This is a genomic window from Pseudoalteromonas sp. SWN166 (assembly GCF_015864485.1).
Taxonomy (GTDB): domain Bacteria; phylum Pseudomonadota; class Gammaproteobacteria; order Enterobacterales; family Alteromonadaceae; genus Pseudoalteromonas.
Genome location: NZ_JADYXB010000049.1, coordinates 1 through 22,948, shown reverse-complemented (window position 1 = coordinate 22,948; position 22,948 = coordinate 1). Strand labels below are relative to the sequence as shown.

Here is a 22,948-nt window from a genome sequence, read left to right as displayed (position 1 = left end):
TCATTAAAAGCGATATCGCAAAATGCACATATGAGCTTAATTAATGACTTTTCGTTAAATGAAATAGACCGCGCCAGTGCAATTGCCTATTTAGGTAATTCGGGCGCTGAGCTAAACGATGTCACAGTAAAAAGTTGGGTTAACTCGTCGCTTCCGCTTATTCGCTTAGCGATTGCTAAAATGGGCTTTTTACTCCCCGAAGCAGAGCGTTTAAAAAGCTATAAGCAACTATTAACCGACAAATTAAAGTCGGTGCGTGTTGCTGCTGCGCAAAACCTAAGCCAAACAACAGCGCAGTTAAATGGGCTTAATCAATCAATCATAGAGCTTGCACACGCCAATACTGTCAATACATGGCGCGGTGAAGGTAACATCAATCAAAGTATGCTCGCGCTTAATAAACAAGACATAAACGGTGCTATAACGTCGTTACAAAAAGGCATTAGCGTTGACCCTTACTTTGATGCAAGTTATGTAAATTTAGCCGATATTTATTATCGCCTTGGTCAAACAGCAAAAATGCAAAGCACGTTAAATAGTGGTTTAAAAGCAGTACCTACCTCTGCGCCGCTACATTATGCAAACGGTATGGCGCTTATTAGAAGCGGTAACAAACCCGCTGCAGTTGATTCATTTAAACACGCAATGACACTTGAGAGTAATAACGTGCAATACGCTTATTTGTACTTTTTAGCGCTAGATAGCATTGGCTCAACAGCGCAGGCCGTGAGTGAATTAAAACTCAAAATGGGCGCTTATAATAATGCGCAGCAGCTTAAAAACTTAGGAATGGGCTTTGCTCAAAAAATAAAAGATAGAAATACTTATAACTACTTCAGTCTATTGAAATAAGACTTGAACCTTAAGTTATAAACGCTACACACGGATTTAATACGCCTATAGAGTTAATCGACCAGTACAAAGGTCGGTTAACTCTATAGAGATTTATAATAGTGGTTTGATATAATTAAAATTAAAAGCCACATTACATTTATAAATTTAAGGCGTCGGGCTATGTTTTTCCGCTAATTGGTGCTTTATTTTTTCAAATGCTTCTTCATCAAGACTGTATTTACTAATAAAAAAATAACCTACAACAGCCGAAATAATTGTACCCGAAACCAAAATAACTCTCATCAATAAAAGAGAGGTAGGTGATTGATTGATTCCAAGTAAGGCGTCAAAACCGATTAAATTTAATGTTAACCCTGAGCCTATCATGGCAATGGTACTTGCAATTGCAATAATCCAGTATTGCAAAGAGGCAAACAAACCTTCTCTACGAACTTTGTTTGCAACTTCATCAGCATCTATTTGATCTGCAATCATTGAAGATACAATGACACCAATGCTGGCCCAAATTGAGCAACATAAAATAGCATCTAAAACCAACCACCAATCATTACCAGGTTGGTATATAAACCACTTAGCAAAGCCGCCGATAATAGTTACTCTATAAGACCACTTTAAGGTATTTACTTTACCTATACGTGTAGAAAGGGATGTCAGCACGTAAATTGCAGCAATACCTGCAATTGCGTATGAGCTCGAAAGTATGCCTTTAGATGTAGCGCCAGCCAGAATATTGCCGTCATTCATGTAGTAGACTAATACGTAGTAATCCATGCTTGCTGCAAAGCTTCCAACTGTAAGTTGTACAGCAATTAAAATGAGCAAAATCTTCATGTTTTTATTTTTTATAATTGCGTTTAAGCTTGAAAGTAAAGGGAGATTTTTATTAACTTCAGTCTTTTTGTAATCACGCTCTTTTAGAAATAGAGCCGGTAGCATACCAAAGCAACCCAAACATACTATAGCAACACCCCAACCCACATATTGCATGCCCAACACAACCCCACCAAAAATACTTAGCTTTGCTAAAGGGAATATCCAATGATAGGTAATACCCCCTAATTTTAAAAAGTAAGTAACAAAGGCCATAACTTTTGTTCGTTCGTGATAGTTGTTAGATGCCTCGTAGGCCAAGCACTTCATTGGTAATGTCCAACACGCATTAAAGGCATAAAATAAAAGCGCCATGAATGAAAAATAATATAGCTGGTATGTTTGCGCCCAATGAATAGGTACCATCCAAATAAACCCAAAAACGATACATGAAAGCCAAGGGAATACGAATAAAAAAGGTCTTCTTCTACCGTAGGGGGTTTGTAATTTATCTGACCAATAACCAACTAGTGGGGAAATGAAACTAGCTACGAAAACAGGAGCTTTTATAGCCAAGGCTAAGAAAAAAGGATCTACACCGAGTGTCATTTGGTAATAAGGAATAGCTAAAATACCGATACCTTGATGAGAGAAAAATATTCCAAGAAAGCCGATACCGAGCAATATTTTTTGTTTAAGCATCACGTCTTTATTATTTAATTGGATCATGGTTTCTCACTAATGCTTAACCACCTTATTTTTATGGTTATAATCAGGCGATATGTAGATTTTTCATTTGAAAAGAGCAAAATTATGGGATAACGTTAGCACAAATTAATTATCTTAACTATTCTTGGAGAACTTAAACTCAATGGTCACTATAAAGGATGTTGCCCGCGTAGCGGATGTATCACCTTCAACGGTTTCTCGTGTAGTGCGAGGAGAAGGGAAGGTAGGTAAAAAATGTCGAGCTAAAGTTCAAAAAGTAATTGATGAAATGGGTTATAGACCCAACACCAATGCAAGAGCATTAGTGAGTAGAAGATCTGAGCTAGTTGGTATTGTTACTCCAGCACTTCACAAGCCTTTTTTTGGCTCTATTGCTTTTGGTGCAGAGACCGCAGCACGCCAAAAGTCATTTCAAGTAATGATGCGTAATTCACATAACGATCCTGAGCACGAAATAGATGCCATAAACTCATTTCGAGAGCACGGTTGCGAAAATATTATTTTGCACAGTAAGTCTGGCTCTGTTGATGATTTAAAAGATCTCGCTGAAAAAATTCCAGGTTTAGTTTTTATTAACCGCTTTATACCTGAATTAGCGTCAAGATGTGTTTGGCTTGATAATGTATCAGGTGGGCGAATGACGGCTGATTATTTATACAGCCAAGGCCATAGAGATATCGCTTTAGTCAGTTTAAATCTCAACAACGATCAAGAAGAACGTATTCGAGGTGTTCGTCAATTTTTTCAATCAAAAGGGATCCCAATCCCTGAAGAAAATATTGTTGAACACAGTCCTGTAAAAGACGTTGTTTCGAATATTGAAGAATATTGTGTGTATGCTGTTAAAGAGTTATACAAAAGAAACGCAAATTTCACAGCGATTGTTGCTTACAATGATGAAATGGCGGTATGCCTCATGAACGCGCTATTTGATATAGGCAAAAGAGTACCTGAAGACGTATCTGTTATGGGGTTTGATGATCTTGATATAGCACATAAATGTCGCCCAGCACTGACGACCATTCGTTACCCTATTATTGAAATGTCTGAGTATGCTACAAAGCTGTCACTACAAATGACTTTAGAAAAAGAAGATATAGTTCAAAGAACGCATTTATTTATGCCTAGTTTAGTTGTGCGCAAATCAGTTAAAAAAATAGATTTGTAGGTTATCAGCTCCTATATTTAACTTGTTTTAATTACCTCCTCTTAGGATAACGATCCCCCCTGCTGTTTATCCTGATTAACTCCCAATGTAATTTATTGTAAAGAACGAGGAACATAACTATTTATTTTACGATGAATATCAGTTGTTTATGTTTTTTTATATGATTTTTAAGTTTATATAAAGTTAATGCGATATTGACATACCGTTCAATTAAGTTTAATTTTTAAGGATAACGTTATCCCTAGTTAATAAGTCATACAGGAATAGTATTTTGAACTTCAATTTTGTAAATAAATATAAGCCATTAAAAGTACTAATTATGCTAATAAGCATGATTAGTGCTAATTCTTGGGCAAATAATGAGAGAGAAAGTTTTAATGATGGTTGGTTATTTGCCAAAGGTGAGCACGTTGGTGCAGATAAAAGCAAATTTGAAGATTCAAAATGGCGAACGTTAAACTTGCCTCACGACTGGGCAATTGAAGGACCATTTGATAAAACTTACAGTGCTAGAAATGGTGGTTTACCGGTATTTGGAACAGCGTGGTATCGAAAGCATTTTACTTTAGCAAAATCGACCCTTGGGAAATCAGTTTCTATCACCTTCGATGGTGCAATGTCGAACACTGAAATTTTTGTTAATGGAAATAAGGTTATCAGTCGTCCATTTGGGTATATTGCGTTTGAATTTGATATTACACCTTATCTAAACAACCCAGGCGATGAAAATGTGATTTCAGTAAAGTTATCTCCTGAAAATTTTTCAGCTCGTTGGTACTCAGGAGCAGGTATTTATCGTAATACTTGGCTTGAAATTAACGACAAAGTACATATTAAGCAATGGGAAACATTTGTTTCAACCCCAGCTATTACAAAAAATAAAGCGATTGTTGATTATAAAACCACTGTTATTAATACCGAAAAAGTGTCTCAAGCTGTTGTTATAAAAACAAGTATAAAATCAGCTGAGGGTGTTGTAGTCGATGAGACAGCTCTAGATCTTATATTACCTGCAAATAGTGAACATAAAATCCAACATCAACTTAAAATTAGTCAACCTAGGCTATGGGACACTGAAGATCCATATAGATATACGGTAGTTACTAGCGTTGTAAAAGATGGAAAAACTGTTGATGTAAATTCTGTACCGCTAGGTGTTCGAAAAATTGAATTTAAGGCTGACGATGGCTTTTGGCTCAATGACCGAAGAGTTCAAATTCAGGGTGTTTGTTTACACCACGACAATGGGCCGCTAGGCGCTATTGTTAATAAGCGTGCTATTGAAAGAAAGCTAGAAATAATGAAAGAAATGGGCGCTAACTCTGTTCGAACTTCTCATAACCCTCCATCACCAGAGTTGGTTGAATTGGCTGATAAAATGGGAATTTTATTGCAAGTTGAATCTTTCGATATGTGGGAAATTGAAAAACCTGCTGTAGTAAATGGATACAATAAGAACTTTGAACAGTGGCATGACCGCGATTTACGAGACATGATCAAACAATACCGTAACAACCCTTCAGTAATCATGTGGAGTATTGGTAATGAGGTTATGGAGCAGCGCACAGATGACGGTTGGAAAGTTGCTAAAAATTTACAACGTATTGCACATGACGAAGACCCTACCCGTTTAGTTACCAATGGCTTGAGCATGTACCCTGACTTTATAGATAAAGGCATGGCACAAGAAATGGACATTGTGGGTCTAAATTATAAGGCTTATAAATATCAAGAAATTAAGCAAGCACACCCCGATTGGATAATTGTAGGAACGGAGACATCATCTGTTGTAAGTACGCGTGGTGTGTATCATTTCCCAATTGAAAAATATAATAAGCATGAGTCTAAATATGTCACCAGTTTTGATGTGATCACTCCTCCTTGGGCTTATATCCCAGATATAGAATTCGAAAATTTAAAGAATAATCCAAGTGTTATGGGTGAGTATATATGGACAGGTTTTGACTATATTGGCGAGCCTACGCCTTACGGTGGTCGTGATCATGGAAATAAGTTTTATTGGAATCAAGATTGGCCAGCACGAAGTTCATCATTTGGGGCTGTTGATTTAGTTGGATTTAAAAAAGATAGATTTTACCTTTACCAAAGCCAGTGGACAAAAAAACCAATGGTACACGTATTACCACATTGGAACTGGCCCGAAAAAGTCGGTGAAACAATCCCTGTTTTTGCATATACAAATGCTGAAGAGGTTGAGTTATTTGTAAATGGTCAATCTAAAGGAAGAAAACGAAAAGGTGAAGATAAAGTACGCTTACCTGTCAGCCTACGTTACGACAAGTCGGTTAAATACTTTGATTCTCCGTATCGACTGCGTTGGGACGTAGAGTATCAACCTGGTGAAATTAAGGTTGTAGCATATACAAATAATAAAGTGGTTTCTGTTAAAACGGTTAAAACAGCAGGTAAAGCAGCTCAAATAGCGCTATCTCCTGATAGAAAAATACTGAGCGCAGATGGTTATGATCTTTCTTATATCACCGTAGAGATTACAGACAAAGACGGTAATTTAGTTCCTGATGCTGATAATAAAATTAATTTTAAAGTTGAAGGTGCTGGCGAAATTATTGGGGTCGGAAATGGTGATTCGGCAACAACAGCCCCATTTCAAGCTGATTATCGTCATGCCTTTTACGGCAAAGCCATGTTAATCGTTAAAAGTAATAAAAACATGCTAGGGGAAATAAAAGTGACTGCTAGTGGAGAAAAATTAATTTCAGATTCAGTTGTATTAATTAGCCAGTAAGCAGATAGCCCGTGTTGCAGTGGTCGCGGCGATATTTGCCTAGCTGCGATTGGCTGATTAATCGTGGAAGGGAAAAGCATTACTTTAGAGTAGTTAGCTGAGGAGTGTTTTTCTTGGATGAAAATAACAAACGGTTCTGTATTTCAACTTATTGATACATTTAATTGCTTGTATCATTTTTTATAAAAGGCCTTTTATGTTACTTAGAATTTTTTTACCAATAACAATGCTAATTACAGTTAGCGCACACGCTAATGTAGAGGTGAGTACCTCAAAAAGTATTAAAAATATAGATAAAACTAAATTAGCCGTTAATCAAAAAAAACCGACAAATATTTTGTGGATTTATATGGAGGATCAAAATCCGTGGAATAATGCTTGGGGTGATTACACTGTATCAACACCAAATATTAAACAATTTGCAGATCAAGGCGTTCGTTTTACAAATGCACACCAGCCTGCTCCAGTGTGTTCTGCAACACGTTCAGCATTAATTACAGGGCAATATCAAACGACCTTGGGCCTTCAAAATCATCGTTCTAGTCGTGCCAGTTACAATGCGACTTTTTTACCAGAAGGATATAAAACGGTTCCAGAGCTGTTTGTTGATGCTGGATATCAGACATTTAATATTGGTAAAGATGATTACAATTTTAAGTATGATCGTAGCAAACTTTACAATGCTCACGAAGGAAAAGCGGGCTTTCAAGGTGCACATGACGGCACTAAATTTGATTGGGCTAAAAACCTTAAAAATAAACCGTTTTTTGGTCAGATACAGCTACAAGGCGGAAAGCATCATAACTTTAAGGGTAAAGACGTTCCTCAAGTCGACCCTGATAAAATGACGCTTCCACCTTATTATGCAGATACCCCGGCAACACGCGCTGAATGGGCAAAGCATTATAAAACTCAAGTTTTGTCTGATATCGAATTAGGCCAAATTTTAAAAGAGTTAGATGACAATAATATATTAGAAAACACTGCAATTTTTTGGTTTTCAGATCATGGCATGCTGTTACTTCGTCACAAACAGGAGCTTTATGAGGATGGCGTAAAAGTACCTTTAATTATCAGTTGGCCTGCAGGTAAAGAGCTATTAAAAGGTAAAGGTGCTGTAAGAAATGATTTGATCAGCGGTTTAGATATACCAGCAACCAGCCTTGCTTTAGCCGGGATTGATATTCCTTCTTATTATGACGGTAAGAATGTTTTTTCTGAAGAGTTTTCAGGTCGAGATTACGTTATTTCAGCCAAAGATCGAATGGATTATACATTTGACAGAGCGAGAAGCGTACGAACTGAAAAATACCGTTACATACGCCAATTTCATCCAGAGCTTTCGAGCGCTCAACCGCAATACCGCGATAAAAAACAATACTCTATAGAGGCTCGTGCTTTATATGAAGAAGGTAAGCTAACCCCAGTGCAAGCAGCATACTATTCTGCAACAAAGCCGGTAGAGGAGTTATATGATCTGCAATCAGACCCTGACCAAATTAAAAATTTAGCTGCATTGCCTAAGTATAAAAAAGAGCTCTTACGTCATCGCCAAATTTTACTCGATTGGATTGCCAAAACAGACGACAAGGGTGCATATCCAGAGTCTGAGCGAGCAGTTAAAGAGGTGCTTGATATATGGGGTAAAAATTGTGTAAGTACTCAATGTGAAAGCTATCGATTACACCATCCTGATTCAGTAAATATACCGGGTGATAAAGTGTATTCACCAATCCAATGGCCAGCCTACATGCCAAAGCCTAAAACGCCGTATTACAGCGAAATAGAGCATATATACCGAAAGAAATTTCAGTAGCTTAGGCGCTGAGCGCTCAGAAATATTAATTCTGAGCGTTCAATTAAGATCATAAACACAACCCATAAAAAATTGAGACATAAGAATGAATTATAAAACTAAAGTAATCCCCTTAATTTTAAGTGCTTTACCGCTGCTTTCTATGCAGTTGTACGCTAAAGAGGTTTTAACTTTTGAACCGGTAGCGCAGGATATGACCCCGATTATTCGCAGCGCTCTGAAAAATGTAAAAGATAAAGATTTAAAAATTGTATTTAAGAAAGGGACTTATAAGTTTTTACCTGAATATGCATCAAGTGAGTACCGACGAATTACCAATCATGGTAATGGATTAAAAAAAATAGCTTTTTCTTTAGATGGTTTTGACTCAGTTGAAATTGAAGGTGCTGGGTCTGAATTTATTTTTCATGGGCAAATAGCGCCATTTGAATTTTATAATAATAAAAGCGTTAAAGTTAGCAACATTACTATTGATTGGGATATACCGTTTACGTTTGTAGCTGAAGTACTGGCAGTAAATGAGAAACAAGGGTATCGAGACGTAAGGCCTGTTAAAGGCGATCATCAGTGGGATCTTAAAGGAGGAAAAATTCGGTTCCCAAATGTTGATGGATTTAGTTATGACTATTTAGGCTCTACACTTGCTTGGGATAAAAATGAAAAGCGAGTTGTTCATGGTGGTATAGACAGTAAAAGCAAGTCAGATAACGTAGAAGACTTAGGAAATGGTGTTTTAAGAATTCACGAAAAACTTAAAAATCACCCTCCGATTGGCTCGTTAACAAGCTCAAAAGGCGACAGAGAAACACATCGGTACGCACCTGCTTTTCAAGTGAAAAATTCTAAAAATATAGTGTTTGATAATGTAGTTATACATCACGCTTTAGGAATGGGGTTTTTATTTGAAAAAAGTGAAGACATTCAGATTCTAAACTCAGGCGTTTATTTACGTGATGGTTCAGAGCGCTTAATTTCTACAACGGCTGATGCAACTCACTTTGCTAATTGTAAGGGCGATATTTTAATAGAAAATAGTCGTTTTGAAAATATGCTAGATGACGGTGCAAACGTACATGGTACTTACACCATAGTTGACAAAATAATTGATAGTCACACTGTATTGGTCAAGTTTGGTCACTTTGAGCAAACAGGATTTGAGTTTACTGGTCAAGGTGATGAAATTTGGTTTATACACCAGCCAAATACCAAAAGAGAAAATATAAATATAGTTGAATCGGTAAACATAATTAATGAAAATTATACGCAGATTAAGTTCAAAGATAGCTTGCCAAAACAGCTTACCAAAGGTGACTTGTTAGAAAATAAAACGTGGAACCCTACTTTCACAATGCGTAAAACCATCATTAAAAACCACCGCGCGCGTAATGTAGTTTTAAAAACACCATTAAAAACCGTTATTGAAGATAATTTCTTTTCATCAATGATGTCATCAATTTTGTTTCGTGGAGAAACCTTCTTTTGGTACGAATCGGGTGCAGTAGAGGACGTACTCATAAGAAACAATACTTTTGACTATGTAGCTTATGCAGGGAAACCTCATGCGGTTTTAAACATAACACCAAGACTTAGCACAAGTTTTAATCAAGATGAGATATACGATCGCAACATTCGATTTGAAAATAACACAATAAATAGCTTTGGTAATCGTATTGTTTGGGCTGATAGAGTTGGCGGTTTAACGGTGTCGGGTAATACGATTAATCGTAATATTAACCAGCCTGTATTGCATCCAGATAGCCCACTTTTTGAGTTTGTTAACAGTGAAAATATTGAACTTAAAAACAATACTTATAATGGCAAAGTACAACGAGTGCTTATCGTTGATGATAGCTCTAAAGGCACTTTAATAGACGACGGCTCTATTAAGTAACTTCAATCAAATTATATGGCAAAGGATCTTTTATGTTTATTTCTGTCGTTAAATTCACTTTGAGTTTATCTCTATCTCTATTTCTATTTAGCTTGTGCACTATTGCAAATGATAAAGTGATAGATATAAGCGACTTTGGCGCGATTAAAGATACAGGATCCGACAGTACCCATAGCTTATATAAAGCTTTGCAAGAGGCTAAAAAAATCGGTGCAACAAAAATCACTTTTCCTAAAGGTCGGTACGACTTTTATGAAGAGCGAGCCGCCGATAGATTAATGTATATAAGCAATAATGACCCAGGTATTAAACGTATTACATTTCCTTTGTCATTATTTAATAATCTTGAAATAGATGGAAATAACTCTACTTTTATTTTTCATGGTGGTTTAGTGCCATTTATTTTAGATGAAAGTAGTCATATTATACTTCGTAATTTTTCTATCGACTTTTCTCGGGCTTTTCACTCCGAAGCATTAATTGTTGGTGCTGGAAAAGGGTATTTAGATTTAAAATTTACAGACCAATTCCCTTATAAGATTAATGAGGCCGGTATTTTAAAATTTCAGTCTCAGCTATTTCAAGCCTCAGGAATAAAAAGTAAAGACAGACTTAAACGTAAACAAATTTCGCAAGATGAATATAAATATGAATACAAGCGTGTATTAGAGTTTAACTTTGCACTGCGTGAGCCTGAGTATATGGCGCAAGATATATTTACTGGAAATGCTTTACGTGCTGAAAAGCTAGATGGAGGCGACGTTGTAAGAATTTTTCATCCAAATTTGAAAGCAAAAGTTGGAAATATATTAGTTTTTCAGGCAAAGCATCGTGATTACCCCGGTGTGGTTATTTCAGACAGTAACAATGTCGAACTTCATAATATTACCATTCATCATGCAGGGGGGATGGGAGTAATTGCTCAACGATCTCATAATATTACAATCAAAGACTCTAAAGTCTCTCCTAGCAAAGGGCGTATTGTAAGCACAACAGCGGATGCAACGCATTTTGTTAATTGTACTGGAAAAATTAAGTTGATTGATAACTTATTCGAAAGTCAAAAGGATGATGCAACTAACATACATGGAATTTATGCTGCAATTGATAAAATTATAGATGATAAAACGGTAGAAATTAAGCTACAACATCCACAGCAATTTGGTTTCGATTTTATAGGCTCAGAAACTGAGTTAGAGCTAGTTCATGGCCCCAGTTTGATAACTTATGGGTCAGCTTTGGTTGCAAAGAGTACTCGAGTTAGTAATGAAGTAACGCGAATTGAGTTTGTTAAGCCATTTGATAGCCGGTTACAAAAAGGTGATTCTGTTGCTGAGGTTCGAGATTATGCACACGTCATAATTAAAGGAAATACAATTCGTAAAAACCGAGCCAGAGGTATGTTGTTAAATAGCCGCGGTAAAACGTTAGTTGAAAATAACTATTTTCATACATCGGGATCGGCCATTTTATTTGAAGGCGACGCAAATTTTTGGTTTGAGCAAGGTGGCGTTCGAGATGTAACGATTAAAAATAATATTTTTGAAAATAGTTTTTATAGTCAGTGGGGGCAGGGGGTTATAGCCGTAGACGCTGGAATTGATGAGCAGTTTAAAGAAACATCACGATATAACAAAAATATTGTAATAAAAGGCAACACATTCAAAGTGTTTGATAAAGCGCCTATTCTCAATTTATTTTCTGTTTCACATTTAGTTTTTGAAAATAACATCATTGAAAAAACGACTGGATATCCTGAGCGTAAAAAATATGACTCATTGTTTTTAATAAACAACAGCGACAATATTACCATTTCTATAAATAATATTTTACAAGGATTCTCTGAAAGTAAGTCCCAGCTACTTAGTCCCACAACAACTTATAAAAGAGCTAAAAACTAAAATGAGTATTTTAATAATAAGTACTTTTAGTCAGTTTTATATTGCTTATATAAGCTTTTATAACGCCTACTTTAAATAAACAACGGGTAACTTAAATAAACACGCCACTCTAAAATTTATCTTTTAGGAGCGCACCTCTACACGTTTTTTTAGGGCCTGTTTATAAATTAAGTAGGTAAATATTTAACTATCGCATTAAAACACACACATTATATTAAAGTTTCTCAATTCACCTAAAGGTGAGGGTATATCAATGAAAAAAATTGTTAATAAATTAAGCGCGGCATCAATAACGTTACTTTTCTGTGTTAGCAGCTTTGCAAGTGAAGTTTCACAAGATTATTTTACGACACAGGGCAATGGTCTTCGTCAAATTACAAGTGGTACAGTAAATGGTCAACCCGTTGTTTATACATCTGAATTAGATGGTGCTGTAGCAAGTTATAGTTCAAATGGTGAAGAGCTGTGGCGAAGCGCAACTCAAAATAAAGCAGTACTTTTTGAGATAAATAGTACGGATTTAAATAATGATCAATCTGATGAGCTAATAGCAGCAAGTGCTGATGGAAGTATTTATGCATGGGATACCACATCTAAAAATAAGGTAGCCCCTCTTTGGAAATTTACTCCACCTAAAAAAGTTCGCTTTAGTGAAGTTGCAGTAGCACGTGTTGACGGTGAAAAACGGATTTACGCAGGGGGGAATAACTTTATTTTGTATGAGCTAAATAGTAATGGACAACTACTCAGCGAAACAAAATTAGAGGGTGTGGTTCGCAAAATAGAATCAGGTCGTTTTTTATCCAGCGACAAAGACAGCTTATTTGTTTTTACTTTAGATCGTGATAAGTATCGTTGGGATTTTATGGGATTTATTGACCCTAAATCAAAGAAGGTAATAAGCAAAATTAGCCCTGCAGATCGAAATGTTAAAGACATTTCTAAAAATATGATGATAACGGATATCGACATCGCAGACTTAGATCAGGATGGTTTAGACGATTTATTATTTTTCGGTGATTATAAAAGTGGTCAAAAGTCTGCTGCATCGTTTGTTGCTTACAATAGCAAATTTAAACGCATTGCAGACTTTAAAATAGCATCTGCACAAAGACAGCGTTATGCGCATGTGTACGGCACATCACTATTACCTAAGTATAACGAAATAGTACTTCAATTTGGGGGGCTTACTTATTTAATTGATGCAAAAGGAAAGTTAATAAAACAAGTTGGCGAAAAGTACACCGGCCTTATTTTTAATGATATAGAGTTATCAGCCACTAGCGAAAAACTTTTTGCGGCAGGCCAAATTGGTGGAGGTAATACTATTTATAGTTTTGATTTAAATAATAAAAATTGGTTAGACACTCCTCATCAATTAACCGGTCGGTTAGCGCAAGTTGAAAAAAATATTAATGATTTGTATGAACAAACATTAGCTTTTGAAATGCCAAGTTACCAAAAGAAATCTAATGAACCTTGGGTAATGCTAACTAAAGCAGAGCTAAATAGTGATGTGGAAAAACTCAATGGTGCCGATTTTCTTAGCGTAGCCCAAGAGCGATGGACTGAAAAATGGGATCGCAGCCAATTAGTTAAAAAAATAGGCAAAATTGCGCTTAAGCAAGATCGCCGAGGTAAATACAAAGATACGCGAGAGCAATTAATTAAAAAAGCGAAGGCATTTGAGGCCAAAGGAAAAAGTTTTGTTGTTTGGTCTGGTCACGGTATAGACCCATTTGGGGTTAGTATTGACACAATGGAGGCTATATTAGAGGCCGCTCCTAATACCGCTCTTGGCTTTTTATATGCTGAAATGCACGACCCGAAAGATCCAAGAGTACTTTATTTTATCTCGGAGTATATGCCACGCTTAGCCAAAGCAATGCGTAAGCAAGGCAAAGCAAAATTATATTTTAGATATAAAGATGTTTTTTGGGCTACGACTTCTCAACAGCAACCTTGGAAAGATATGTTTTTTTCTGGGCAGTACGCTGATATTTTAGTTCCTTCTGCTGAGGATACGACATCACGTACGCAAGATATAAATTTTACCGGTAGAGTTGGCATGTTTTTAGGTGGTTATGTTAACGATTACGCAATGAGACTTGTTGATGATAACCCAACCAGTTGGCGTCCTCTTAGCCCTGGTGGACAGCGCAGTGTATCTCCCTACCTTAGAACTGCCGTGTTAAGAGCTGCGTATGGTTCAAGAATGGGTATTATTTTTGATAGCCGTTATACCGAGCAGCCAGGATTAAATGTTCTATTTGCATTAATGAAGTCGGGTGTTTTACCGATTGTTGAAAAAGATGCAATGCAATCAATCGGTTCATGGATGCTAATAAAAGATGTAGACATAGAGTTAGCTCATTCAATAACTAATCATCACGAAATGAATCACTACAGTGAAAATGACTCCAATGCTTTGATGAGTTTAGGGCAAATTCAATGGGCGGGTACAAACTTACCAAAGTATGATTATTCTAGAGCGGCCTTAGGTGTGCAATATAGATGGTTGAATTTCATTCCGCCAATGCCAAATGGCATGATCCCAATCGCCCCTATAGAATCTGCAGCGCAATTAAAAAAACAAAATACCCCTTATTTTGTATCAAATGGAAGAGTCGGTTTTAGTAATGATAAAGAGATAGGTGCAGAAGAATTTTACCCAGAGATGCAACACTCAATTGAGCTCGGAGCACAAAATTTACCTATACGTGTTGAAGGTTCTGCTTGGTCTGTAATTAAGTTAGACGAGAAACATAGCCGTATTATTTTAGTCGATCAAGGCTATATTGACCCTCAAGATAGAGATGTAACTATACATTTTCATAAAAAAGCGAAATGGGTAAAAGATATTTTATCTAAAGAAGCGTTTCATATANGCGAAATGGGTAAAAGATATTTTATCTAAAGAAGCGTTTCATATAACTGATAATAAAATGAACGTTACTGTTCCTGCTGGATCAGTTCGATTTTTTGATGTTGGTTACTAGTAACTAACTAACTAACTAACTAACTAACTAACTAACTAACTAACTAACTAACTAACTAAGCGTACTGAGTGCCGCTATTTTTGTATCTTAATAAGTGATGAATATTATGACAATAAAAAAATTAGGAATGAGACATATACTAACGATATGCCTTGCCTCTGCTCTGTTATCGGGTTGTGAGTCTTCTGCTATATCGAATGATGACTCGCCTATTTCCAAAAAAGCGATTGAAAAAAGGCCAAATTTTGTTTGGTTAGTATCAGAGGATAACTCGAAACGGTATTTAAAATTGTATAACGCTAAAGGCGCTGAAATGCCCAATATAGAGTTTTTGGCAGAGCAAGGCTTAGTGTTTAATAATGCATTTTCTAACTCGCCTGTATGTTCAACAGCAAGAACAACGCTCGCCCTGGGGGCGTATCCTGCTAAATTAGCAATGGAATATCACCGCCCATTTGAGCGTATAAACTTACCTAAAGAATTAAGCACAATAAGTGATTACCTCACTAAAGCAGGTTATTACACGTCAAATGATGCCAAAGAAGACTATAACTTTATCTCACCACAGAATAATTGGAGCTCGTCAAAAAAGGGAGCGAGCTGGCATAATCGCAAAGCAGGCCAACCTTTCTTTCATATGCAAACGTGGAAAACCACGCATGAAGGAAAACTACACTTTCCTGAAAGCGATATAGAAAATTTACCAACGATACATAATCCCAATTTAGTAGAATTAGATCCTATCCACCCCAATACTGAACTATTCAGATATACGTACGCTCGTTATCTCGACTTACATAAAAAAGTAGATAAAGAGATGGGCGTGGTAATAAATCAGCTTAAAGAGGAAGGATTATTAGAGGATACATTCATATTTTATTTTGGTGATCATGGTGGTGTTTTACCAGGTAGCAAAGGGTTTGTTTCACAAAGAGGCCTTAATGTTCCTTTAGTTGTTCGTGTACCAAAGAATTTTCGACATTTATTACATAAAGATTTACAAGCTAAGCTATCGACTCGAGTAGATGGCATTATTAGTTTTATAGATTTTGCCCCTACCTTGCTTGAACTGGCAGGTTTACCTAAATCTAAGTTGCAGGATGGCGAAAGCTTTTTGTCAAAAAATTTAAGTTTAGATGATTTAAATAAGCGTGATACAAACTTTTCATTTGCCGATAGATTTGATGAAAAATACGATATGGTAAGAGGCTTTGGCAAAGGTAAATATAAATATATTCGTAACTATTTACCTTTTAACCCAGATGGATTGTTTTCAAGTTACCGTTATAAACAGGCCGCTTACAGAGAGTGGAAATACCTATTTAAGGCTAACAAGTTAAACTCTGTACAAAGTGCTTTTTTTAAACATAAGCCGTTAGAGGCATTATACGACCTTGAACAAGATCCTTTCGAAACTGAAAATTTAGCACTATTACCACAATACACGGATGAAGTGATTGAAATGCGTACAGGATTACAAAAAAAGCTGCGATCGATGCCCGATTTAGCTTTTTATCCTGAATCTTATTTAGTCGATATTGCAAAAGATGACCCCAATACTTTTGGTTTAAAGCACAAAAGTAATATTGCCCGCTTTATCAATATAATAGATATGAGCCTACAACCGTTTGAACAAGTAAAAAATAAGTTAAAGGCAGTATTGTTATCAAATGAACAATGGGATCGCTATTGGGCAATGAATACGCTGTTATCGTTTGGTAGTGAGGCAAATGAGTTATTACCTTTAATCAATAAAATAAAACTACATGACAGTAGTGCACTTAATCGAGGTAGGGCTATTCAGTACTTGGCTCTTAATCAAGGGATATCTCCCAAGGCTGATTTAGAAAGCTTAATAGAACAAACAGAAAATCCACTAACCGTTTTAGCAATACTAAATATTGCTACTCAATTACATGATGAATTGGATACTACGTTTGATATTAAACTGCAAAAATCATGGGGTAAATTACGTACTAATGCCAGCAGCCCAATGAACAGCTTTAGCCAACGTATGGTTAATAGCTGGTTTAAAGACCGGGTAACTTATTTAAAAACAATCTAGCAATAAACAGCATAACGGCTAAAATTTTTGAGTCGTTATGCTGTTAGCCAAACTACATTGTCAGATATTTCTGCTTTTTAAACTTCAATCAACCTAGTCCACCAAATAAAAGACTTTTGAAGAAACGTACCAAAACCACTTTAAGCTAGAGGTTTCAGTTGGAGCTAAAAACGATTTAGATAAGATCGAGTAAAAAGGCACAATGTTAGATAACGTAAATATGATACGAAGACTGTGTTGTGCTTCATATTTAGATAAACGCTTAGTGTCTAATTTTTTAGTCCCTTGTTTTAAATTCTCTTTTCCTTTAAAAAAGATGATTTTAGTGGCCAAAATAACACACCGATTTATGTGCTGCATAGAAAACGGCGGTTTGAGCTGGTTCCATTCTAGTTTAGCTTTCGTGTATTGAACTTTGGTAAGCGTTGATAAAGAGTACTTCACTTTGTAATAACCTATATAAATAAAGGCCTTGCGGCGATTTTTATTGATTGAGATCAACAAAGCAACAGAGAAAAATAGGCATAATTCGTGGCTGCAATTTACACCTAAAAATAAAATGGTGTGTTACGAATGTGTGCTACGATTTAAAGAAAAATAAAGGTTTATTATTGAACTGGACTTGTATCAAAAGTAGTCAAAAAACATTTAGTTTAGCTCTATCTTTTTGTTTTATAATGATATTAATTGAAGAGGCTTATAAGTGGCTCTACTCATAAATAACAAATGCATTAACTGCGACATGTGCGATCCTGAATGCCCTAATGAGGCTATTTATATGGGAGCTAAAATATATCAAATTGATGCTAGTAAATGTACTGAATGTGTAGGGCATTACGATAAACCTACTTGTGTAAGTGTTTGCCCTATTGACTGTATAAAGCCTGATCCAAATAAGCGTGAAAGCTTAGATGAACTGGCTGATAAATATGTGCTGTTAACTAGCTAATAGCTTGTTTAGGTATTTTGCTAAGCCGCTTTTTACTATCGGCTAAAAACTATCTACATTACTTATGTAGCTTGTAGCAAAAATCCGCCGTCATGTGTTTTTAGTTTCAATCAAATCTTATTACCTTCATTAATTATCAACTATATTGTGTTACCTTAAGGCTTTATAAACTCAAGTATTAATCTAAGTTTTAGATTGCATTCTATAGGAGTCTATTTTGGATATAGGTATTAACGCTATTCAGGCTGTATCTTCAAAACAAGCCGTATTCATAAATGATAAGTGCCGAGTATTTGTAATTGGCGATCTTGATGGTGATTTACCAGCGTTAAAAAGCGCACTTAATACCGTAAATTTTAACCCGCAAAGCGACACTTTATTTTGTTTAGGTGATTTTATTGATCGTGGGGATAAAACATATGATTTATTTACGTACTTACACGAAATTAAGGCATGTTTGATATTAGGTAATCATGAGCATTTAATGCTGGAGTCATTATTAAGTAATGATGCTGCCGCTTTTAAATTATGGACGGACAATGGTGGCAATTGGCATAAGTATGTATCGAGTGAAAAGCTCGATGTTATGTGTAATGAGTTACTAACAAAGCCGCTTTCGATAGTACTTGAATATCGCGGCTATAAAATTGGGTTGTCTCATACATTTCCGCAATCGTGGAATTGGGCAAATTACCCTGATGATAAATCAGTGATTGTGCAATCTTTATTGTGGGATCGCGAAGTAGTTAAACAAAATAAGGTAGTTAAAAGTCATGGCGTCGACTTTTCAATACATGGACATAACTCAACTAAAGCACCTTTCTGGGTTGGCAATAGTTACCATATAGATACTAACTATCACGGTGGAAAGCCGACATTGCTTGAGCTTTCAGACGTTATTACTTCGCTTGAAAAGTCATCTACTCTTTAGGGTTTTCTACTTTTTAAATATCATTCGGCAGCTTTGCTTTTTAAAATGTAAGCTGCTGACTACCACATCTAATTATCCCCTTTGCTTTTCTATACACTCTATGATGATTTGTGCACTGTAATTATTTTATTAAGCTATTAAATACAACAAAGCCCTCTTAGTTTATTAATTGAGCTTTTTTTTGTGTGGGTTGGGGTTTAACTTTCATTTAATAGGTATAAATACAGTTAAAAGAGGATTGATTCGATTTTATATTGTTGGTTAACAAACGGTTAAGTTTGGCTGTGTAAACTTGGCTGCAATTTTTGCCATTACGTAAATAATTTGCGTAAAAGGACTAACTTCTCGCTTTAGCTTTACGAGCAGATTTAAATGGAACAGCCTCTCACATGATAGCAACAAGTATAAACTCTTTTCCTTTTTCAAAATTGTGTAAGTCGTCACTTTATGTATCAATTTTTTCTGCTTTGGGTTCTACGTACGCTTTTGCAGCGCAAGAAAACGAAAGCTCGCAGCATACAAAAGATATAGAAGTAATAGAAGTACGTGGTATCCGTTCAAGCATGGCCGAAAACTTAGATGTAAAACGTATGTCTGGCTCTGTGGTTGATGCAATTACCGCTGAAGATATTGGAAAATTCCCTGATAAAAACGTAGCAGACTCTCTTCAGCGTGTACCTGGTGTGGTAATTGAGCGTGATGGTGGGGAAGGTTCATCAGTCAGTATTCGTGGTTTGTCGTCGGCGCTAACTTTTACACAACTCAATGGTAATTTTATTGCGTCTTCCCCGGGTGAACCTTCGCGTTCATTTGATTATGCTTTGTTACCGTCTTCGATGATTGAAAGTGTAGAGGTTTATAAATCGCCAGAGGCACGCTTAGATGAAGGTGGGGTTGGTGGTACTGTATTAATGCATAGCCGAAAACCTTTGAGTATGGATGCAAACTCAGGTGTATTTAATGTAGAGAGTACTTACGCTGATGTTACAAAAGAGTACGAACCGCAGTTTACGGGTTTATATTCATGGAAAAACGACGACGAAAACTTTGGTGTATTAGTTGGCTATACCTATCAGGAAAGAACAAACAGAACACTTTCGGGCGGAACTGATGCAAATGTATGGCGTTATACGGGCGGTGGGCAACCTACAGATATAAACAGTAACGCAGTTGATAACAATAACGGCTGGGATACTATTAATGATGCAAATGGCAACAGTTACAATGGCGTTTGGTTTCCACAAGTTGTGCGAGGCTCTGTTCTTAACGAAAAACGTGAGCGTGAGGGGATTCAATTTAGTACGCAATGGCGACCAACAAATCGTTTAGAACTTGGATTTAATTACTTTGGCTTTACACTCGGGCAAGACAGAACAGAATCTGTAATTGATATACCTGAGTGGTCACTCAATCCTGACTTTTTAACGGATGTTAACCTTGATGAATCGGGCACTATTGTCACTGGTATGCAATACGATGCGATGGCAAGCGGTATTGAAAGTGATATGCAGTTTCCGTGGATGCGCGGAAGTTATGTACGTGAAGAATCTACTTCAGATACCTTTGATTTTAATTTAACTTACGAAGGCGATAATTTTAAAGCGCGTTTTGTTGTGGGTAATACAAAATCAGAAGGAGGGCCAGAAGAAAGCTGGGAGGCTGCATATAAAAGTTCAAACGCCGGCGAAAACGCCACTGCTATACAAAATGCAGCTCAAACGGCAGGCTGGTCACTCAACCAAAATAATGTATCACTTAATATTGACCCTAATACATTAACTAACTTACAAAATGGAATTGGAGGCGGTCGTGATGCGGGTTCTTCAAACTCAAGTTTTGTACGCAGTGAGCTAGAAGAAGATTATTACCAAGCTGATGTGGATTTTTATGTTGATTGGGGCTTTTTAAAAACAATTAGAACCGGTGTTAAATACCGTAACTCAACCCTTCACCGTGAAACCGGCAACACCTTCTTTTTAGATCCTAATTTTGATATAGCTGCGGGCGAAGCAAGCGAGCAAGGTATTACGCGTTTTGATAGCTACCAGTGGAATGATGGAATGCCATTAGCTCAAAATGTATTTACGAATGAGAGTAATATTGCTGGTGGTTTTAATATAAACCAAATGCCAAGTATCGATTGGGATAAATACCGCGATATGGTCACTGCTAACTATGTTCCTTATACACGTATTGAAGATAACTTTGTTTACGACATTGAAGAAAAAATATCTGCTTTTTATATTCAAGGCGATTTTGAGTTTAGTGAAGTAAGAGGTAATTTGGGCGTGCGCGTGGTGCAAACAAAAACATTTACTTCATCTACCGACTTATATACCTACCAATTAGATCACACAAATGACGCAACAGGTGAGCCAGTAACGGGTGACGCACGTTTTGTAGAAGACTATCAGTTAGTCACTCAGCAAAACAAAGATACTCAAATACTACCCAGCTTTAATATAGCGTGGGATGCAACTGACGATTTAGTTATACGTGGGGCAATAGCAAAAGTAATGTCTCGTCCTGACTACAGCGATTTAGGTGCGCAGCAGCGTATTACGTTTGTATCGAATGAATGGGCCGATGATAGAGCTGCATTTAATGAATTGCCTGGTTTTAGCGGTAGTGGCGGTAATAAAAACTTGAAACCATTTGAATCAGTTCAAGCAGATTTATCTATTGAGTATTATTACAGCGAGAGTTCTGCTATTGGATTGGCGCTTTTCCATAAAAAAGTAGATAACTTTGTTGTGCCACTGGTAATAGATGTAGAGCAAAGTTTTGCCGGTAAAAATAACATAGTGGATGCCGGTATTATTAATATAGCTCCGTATAGCACTGTAGGTAATGGTACCGATGCGGTATCTAAAGGCGCGGAAGTATTTATCCAGCATGCCTTTGATAATGGTTTTGGCTTTTACGCAAACTACACCTATAACAAAACTAACAAAGCAGATGTAACTGTAAATGGTGAAGAATTTGGTCAGTCGGCATTAATAGGTAGTGCAAAGTATCAGTACAACACTTCTGTTTATTATGAAGGTGACGCTTTTAATGTGCGCGCTTCATATAACAAACGAGGGGAGACAGTATTAGGCCTTAATAGTGGTTTAAATGTATATCAAGATCCCTATGAGCAAGTTGACGTTAATGCATCGGTTAATTTGTATGAAGGGCTAAGCTTAACAGCTGCTGTTATTAATTTAACTAAGTCGGAATCGGTAACGCGTTTAGGTGATGATACAGATGCACGATTACTTAACTCGAGCTATTCGGGACGGCGCTATTACGCAGGCTTTAATTACAGCTTTTAATTAACGGCATACGCAATATTTTATCAAAAGCCAACTGACTAACTTTAGTTGGCTTAACCTAACAGAGCCAAATAATATAATTTTATGTATGCACATAGTTTTATCGCTCATGCATTGGTTGTTTAATAGGCAGGAAAAGCCTCGCAACCCTTTATTTGTATAGCTTTCATACTAAATTCATTTAATTGTCAAAAAGCTGAAATAAAACATTGACCCCCGCTCGAATCTCCCTATAATGCGACCCCACTGAGACGGGAAACGCCAACGCATAGCGAGGCACGAACTACCTCAGAGAGTTAAATAAAACTTCGGTTTTAAATCTTCTAAAAAGAAAGTTTAAAATTAAGTGTTGACTCGAAAAATAAAGGGTGTATTATTCGCATCCCTTGAGACGCTAAAGCGACTCAAAACGTTNAAATAAAGGGTGTATTATTCGCATCCCTTGAGACGCTAAAGCGACTCAAAACGTTCTTTAACAATATAAAGCAATCATCTGTGTGGGCACTCGTACAGATTGAGTTCTAACAGCCAACCTACTTCGTTCTTTATTGAGCAAGTAACGAGGCAAATAAATTAGAGTCTCAATTGAAAACTGAGTGACCAACAGAAGTAACTTATTTATAAGTTGCTTCGGCACAGTCAATTCAATATCGAAAGATATTAAAATAAATTCAGAATTCATTGAGCTGTCGAAAGACATAAAACTTTTTAATTGAAGAGTTTGATCATGGCTCAGATTGAACGCTGGCG

General features: G+C 36.5%; 13 protein-coding genes and 1 pseudogene. 12 read left to right on the top strand and 2 right to left on the bottom strand.

Annotated features, from left to right (window positions below; translation table 11 throughout):
- Positions 1-852, top strand: a pseudogene (locus tag I6F49_RS18505) (hypothetical protein); the annotation flags it as partial.
- Positions 853-999: 147 nt separating this feature from the next.
- Here I6F49_RS18505 and I6F49_RS18500 read toward each other — a convergent pair.
- Entirely contained in the window at positions 1,000-2,394 is a 1,395-nt protein-coding gene (locus I6F49_RS18500) for an MFS transporter (RefSeq protein WP_197181583.1), read from the bottom strand.
- Between the two features lie 142 nt (positions 2,395-2,536).
- Between I6F49_RS18500 and I6F49_RS18495 the strand changes: the two genes are divergently transcribed.
- The 11 genes from I6F49_RS18495 (at position 2,537) to I6F49_RS18450 (ending at position 22,198) form a co-directional block, all read left to right on the top strand.
- Complete coding sequence (locus tag I6F49_RS18495) at positions 2,537-3,562, top strand: LacI family DNA-binding transcriptional regulator (RefSeq protein ID WP_197181582.1); 1,026 nt, start codon at positions 2,537-2,539, stop codon at positions 3,560-3,562.
- Positions 3,563-3,833: 271 nt separating this feature from the next.
- Positions 3,834-6,329 (top strand): glycoside hydrolase family 2, encoded by a 2,496-nt coding sequence (locus tag I6F49_RS18490; protein WP_024594237.1) that lies wholly within the window; start codon positions 3,834-3,836, stop codon positions 6,327-6,329.
- A 196-nt stretch (positions 6,330-6,525) separates the two neighbouring features.
- Positions 6,526-8,145: a sulfatase family protein gene (locus I6F49_RS18485; protein WP_024594238.1), complete on the top strand. Its 1,620-nt coding sequence runs from the start codon at positions 6,526-6,528 to the stop codon at positions 8,143-8,145.
- Positions 8,146-8,230: 85 nt separating this feature from the next.
- Positions 8,231-10,036 (top strand): alpha-1,3-galactosidase-related protein, encoded by a 1,806-nt coding sequence (locus tag I6F49_RS18480; protein ID WP_166379566.1) that lies wholly within the window; start codon positions 8,231-8,233, stop codon positions 10,034-10,036.
- 32 nt (positions 10,037-10,068) lie between these two features.
- Entirely contained in the window at positions 10,069-11,937 is a 1,869-nt protein-coding gene (locus I6F49_RS18475) for a right-handed parallel beta-helix repeat-containing protein (RefSeq protein WP_024594240.1), read from the top strand.
- Between the two features lie 253 nt (positions 11,938-12,190).
- Positions 12,191-14,854, top strand: coding sequence for a hypothetical protein (locus tag I6F49_RS20650; RefSeq protein WP_197181581.1), 2,664 nt, complete (start codon positions 12,191-12,193; stop codon positions 14,852-14,854).
- Complete coding sequence (locus I6F49_RS20645) at positions 14,796-14,936, top strand: hypothetical protein (protein ID WP_442961273.1); 141 nt, start codon at positions 14,796-14,798, stop codon at positions 14,934-14,936. The genes I6F49_RS20650 and I6F49_RS20645 overlap by 59 nt, the downstream gene beginning before the upstream one ends.
- Before the next feature lie 97 nt (positions 14,937-15,033).
- Positions 15,034-17,001, top strand: a complete 1,968-nt coding sequence (locus tag I6F49_RS18465) for a sulfatase family protein (protein ID WP_024594130.1) — start codon at positions 15,034-15,036, stop codon at positions 16,999-17,001.
- Between the two features lie 703 nt (positions 17,002-17,704).
- A complete protein-coding gene (locus I6F49_RS18460; RefSeq protein WP_024594128.1) occupies positions 17,705-17,950 on the top strand; it encodes a YfhL family 4Fe-4S dicluster ferredoxin in 246 nt (81 codons plus the stop codon).
- 217 nt (positions 17,951-18,167) lie between these two features.
- Positions 18,168-18,881: a metallophosphoesterase gene (locus I6F49_RS18455; RefSeq protein ID WP_197181580.1), complete on the top strand. Its 714-nt coding sequence runs from the start codon at positions 18,168-18,170 to the stop codon at positions 18,879-18,881.
- Positions 18,882-19,270: 389 nt separating this feature from the next.
- On the top strand, positions 19,271-22,198 hold the full coding sequence (locus tag I6F49_RS18450; protein ID WP_197181579.1) for a TonB-dependent receptor: 2,928 nt from the start codon (positions 19,271-19,273) through the stop codon (positions 22,196-22,198).
- 472 nt (positions 22,199-22,670) lie between these two features.
- On the opposite strand, the gene I6F49_RS20420 is transcribed toward I6F49_RS18450, so the two are convergent.
- Positions 22,671-22,948, bottom strand: a 278-nt coding sequence (locus I6F49_RS20420; protein WP_231615141.1) for a hypothetical protein, incomplete at its 5' end; no start/stop codon positions are given.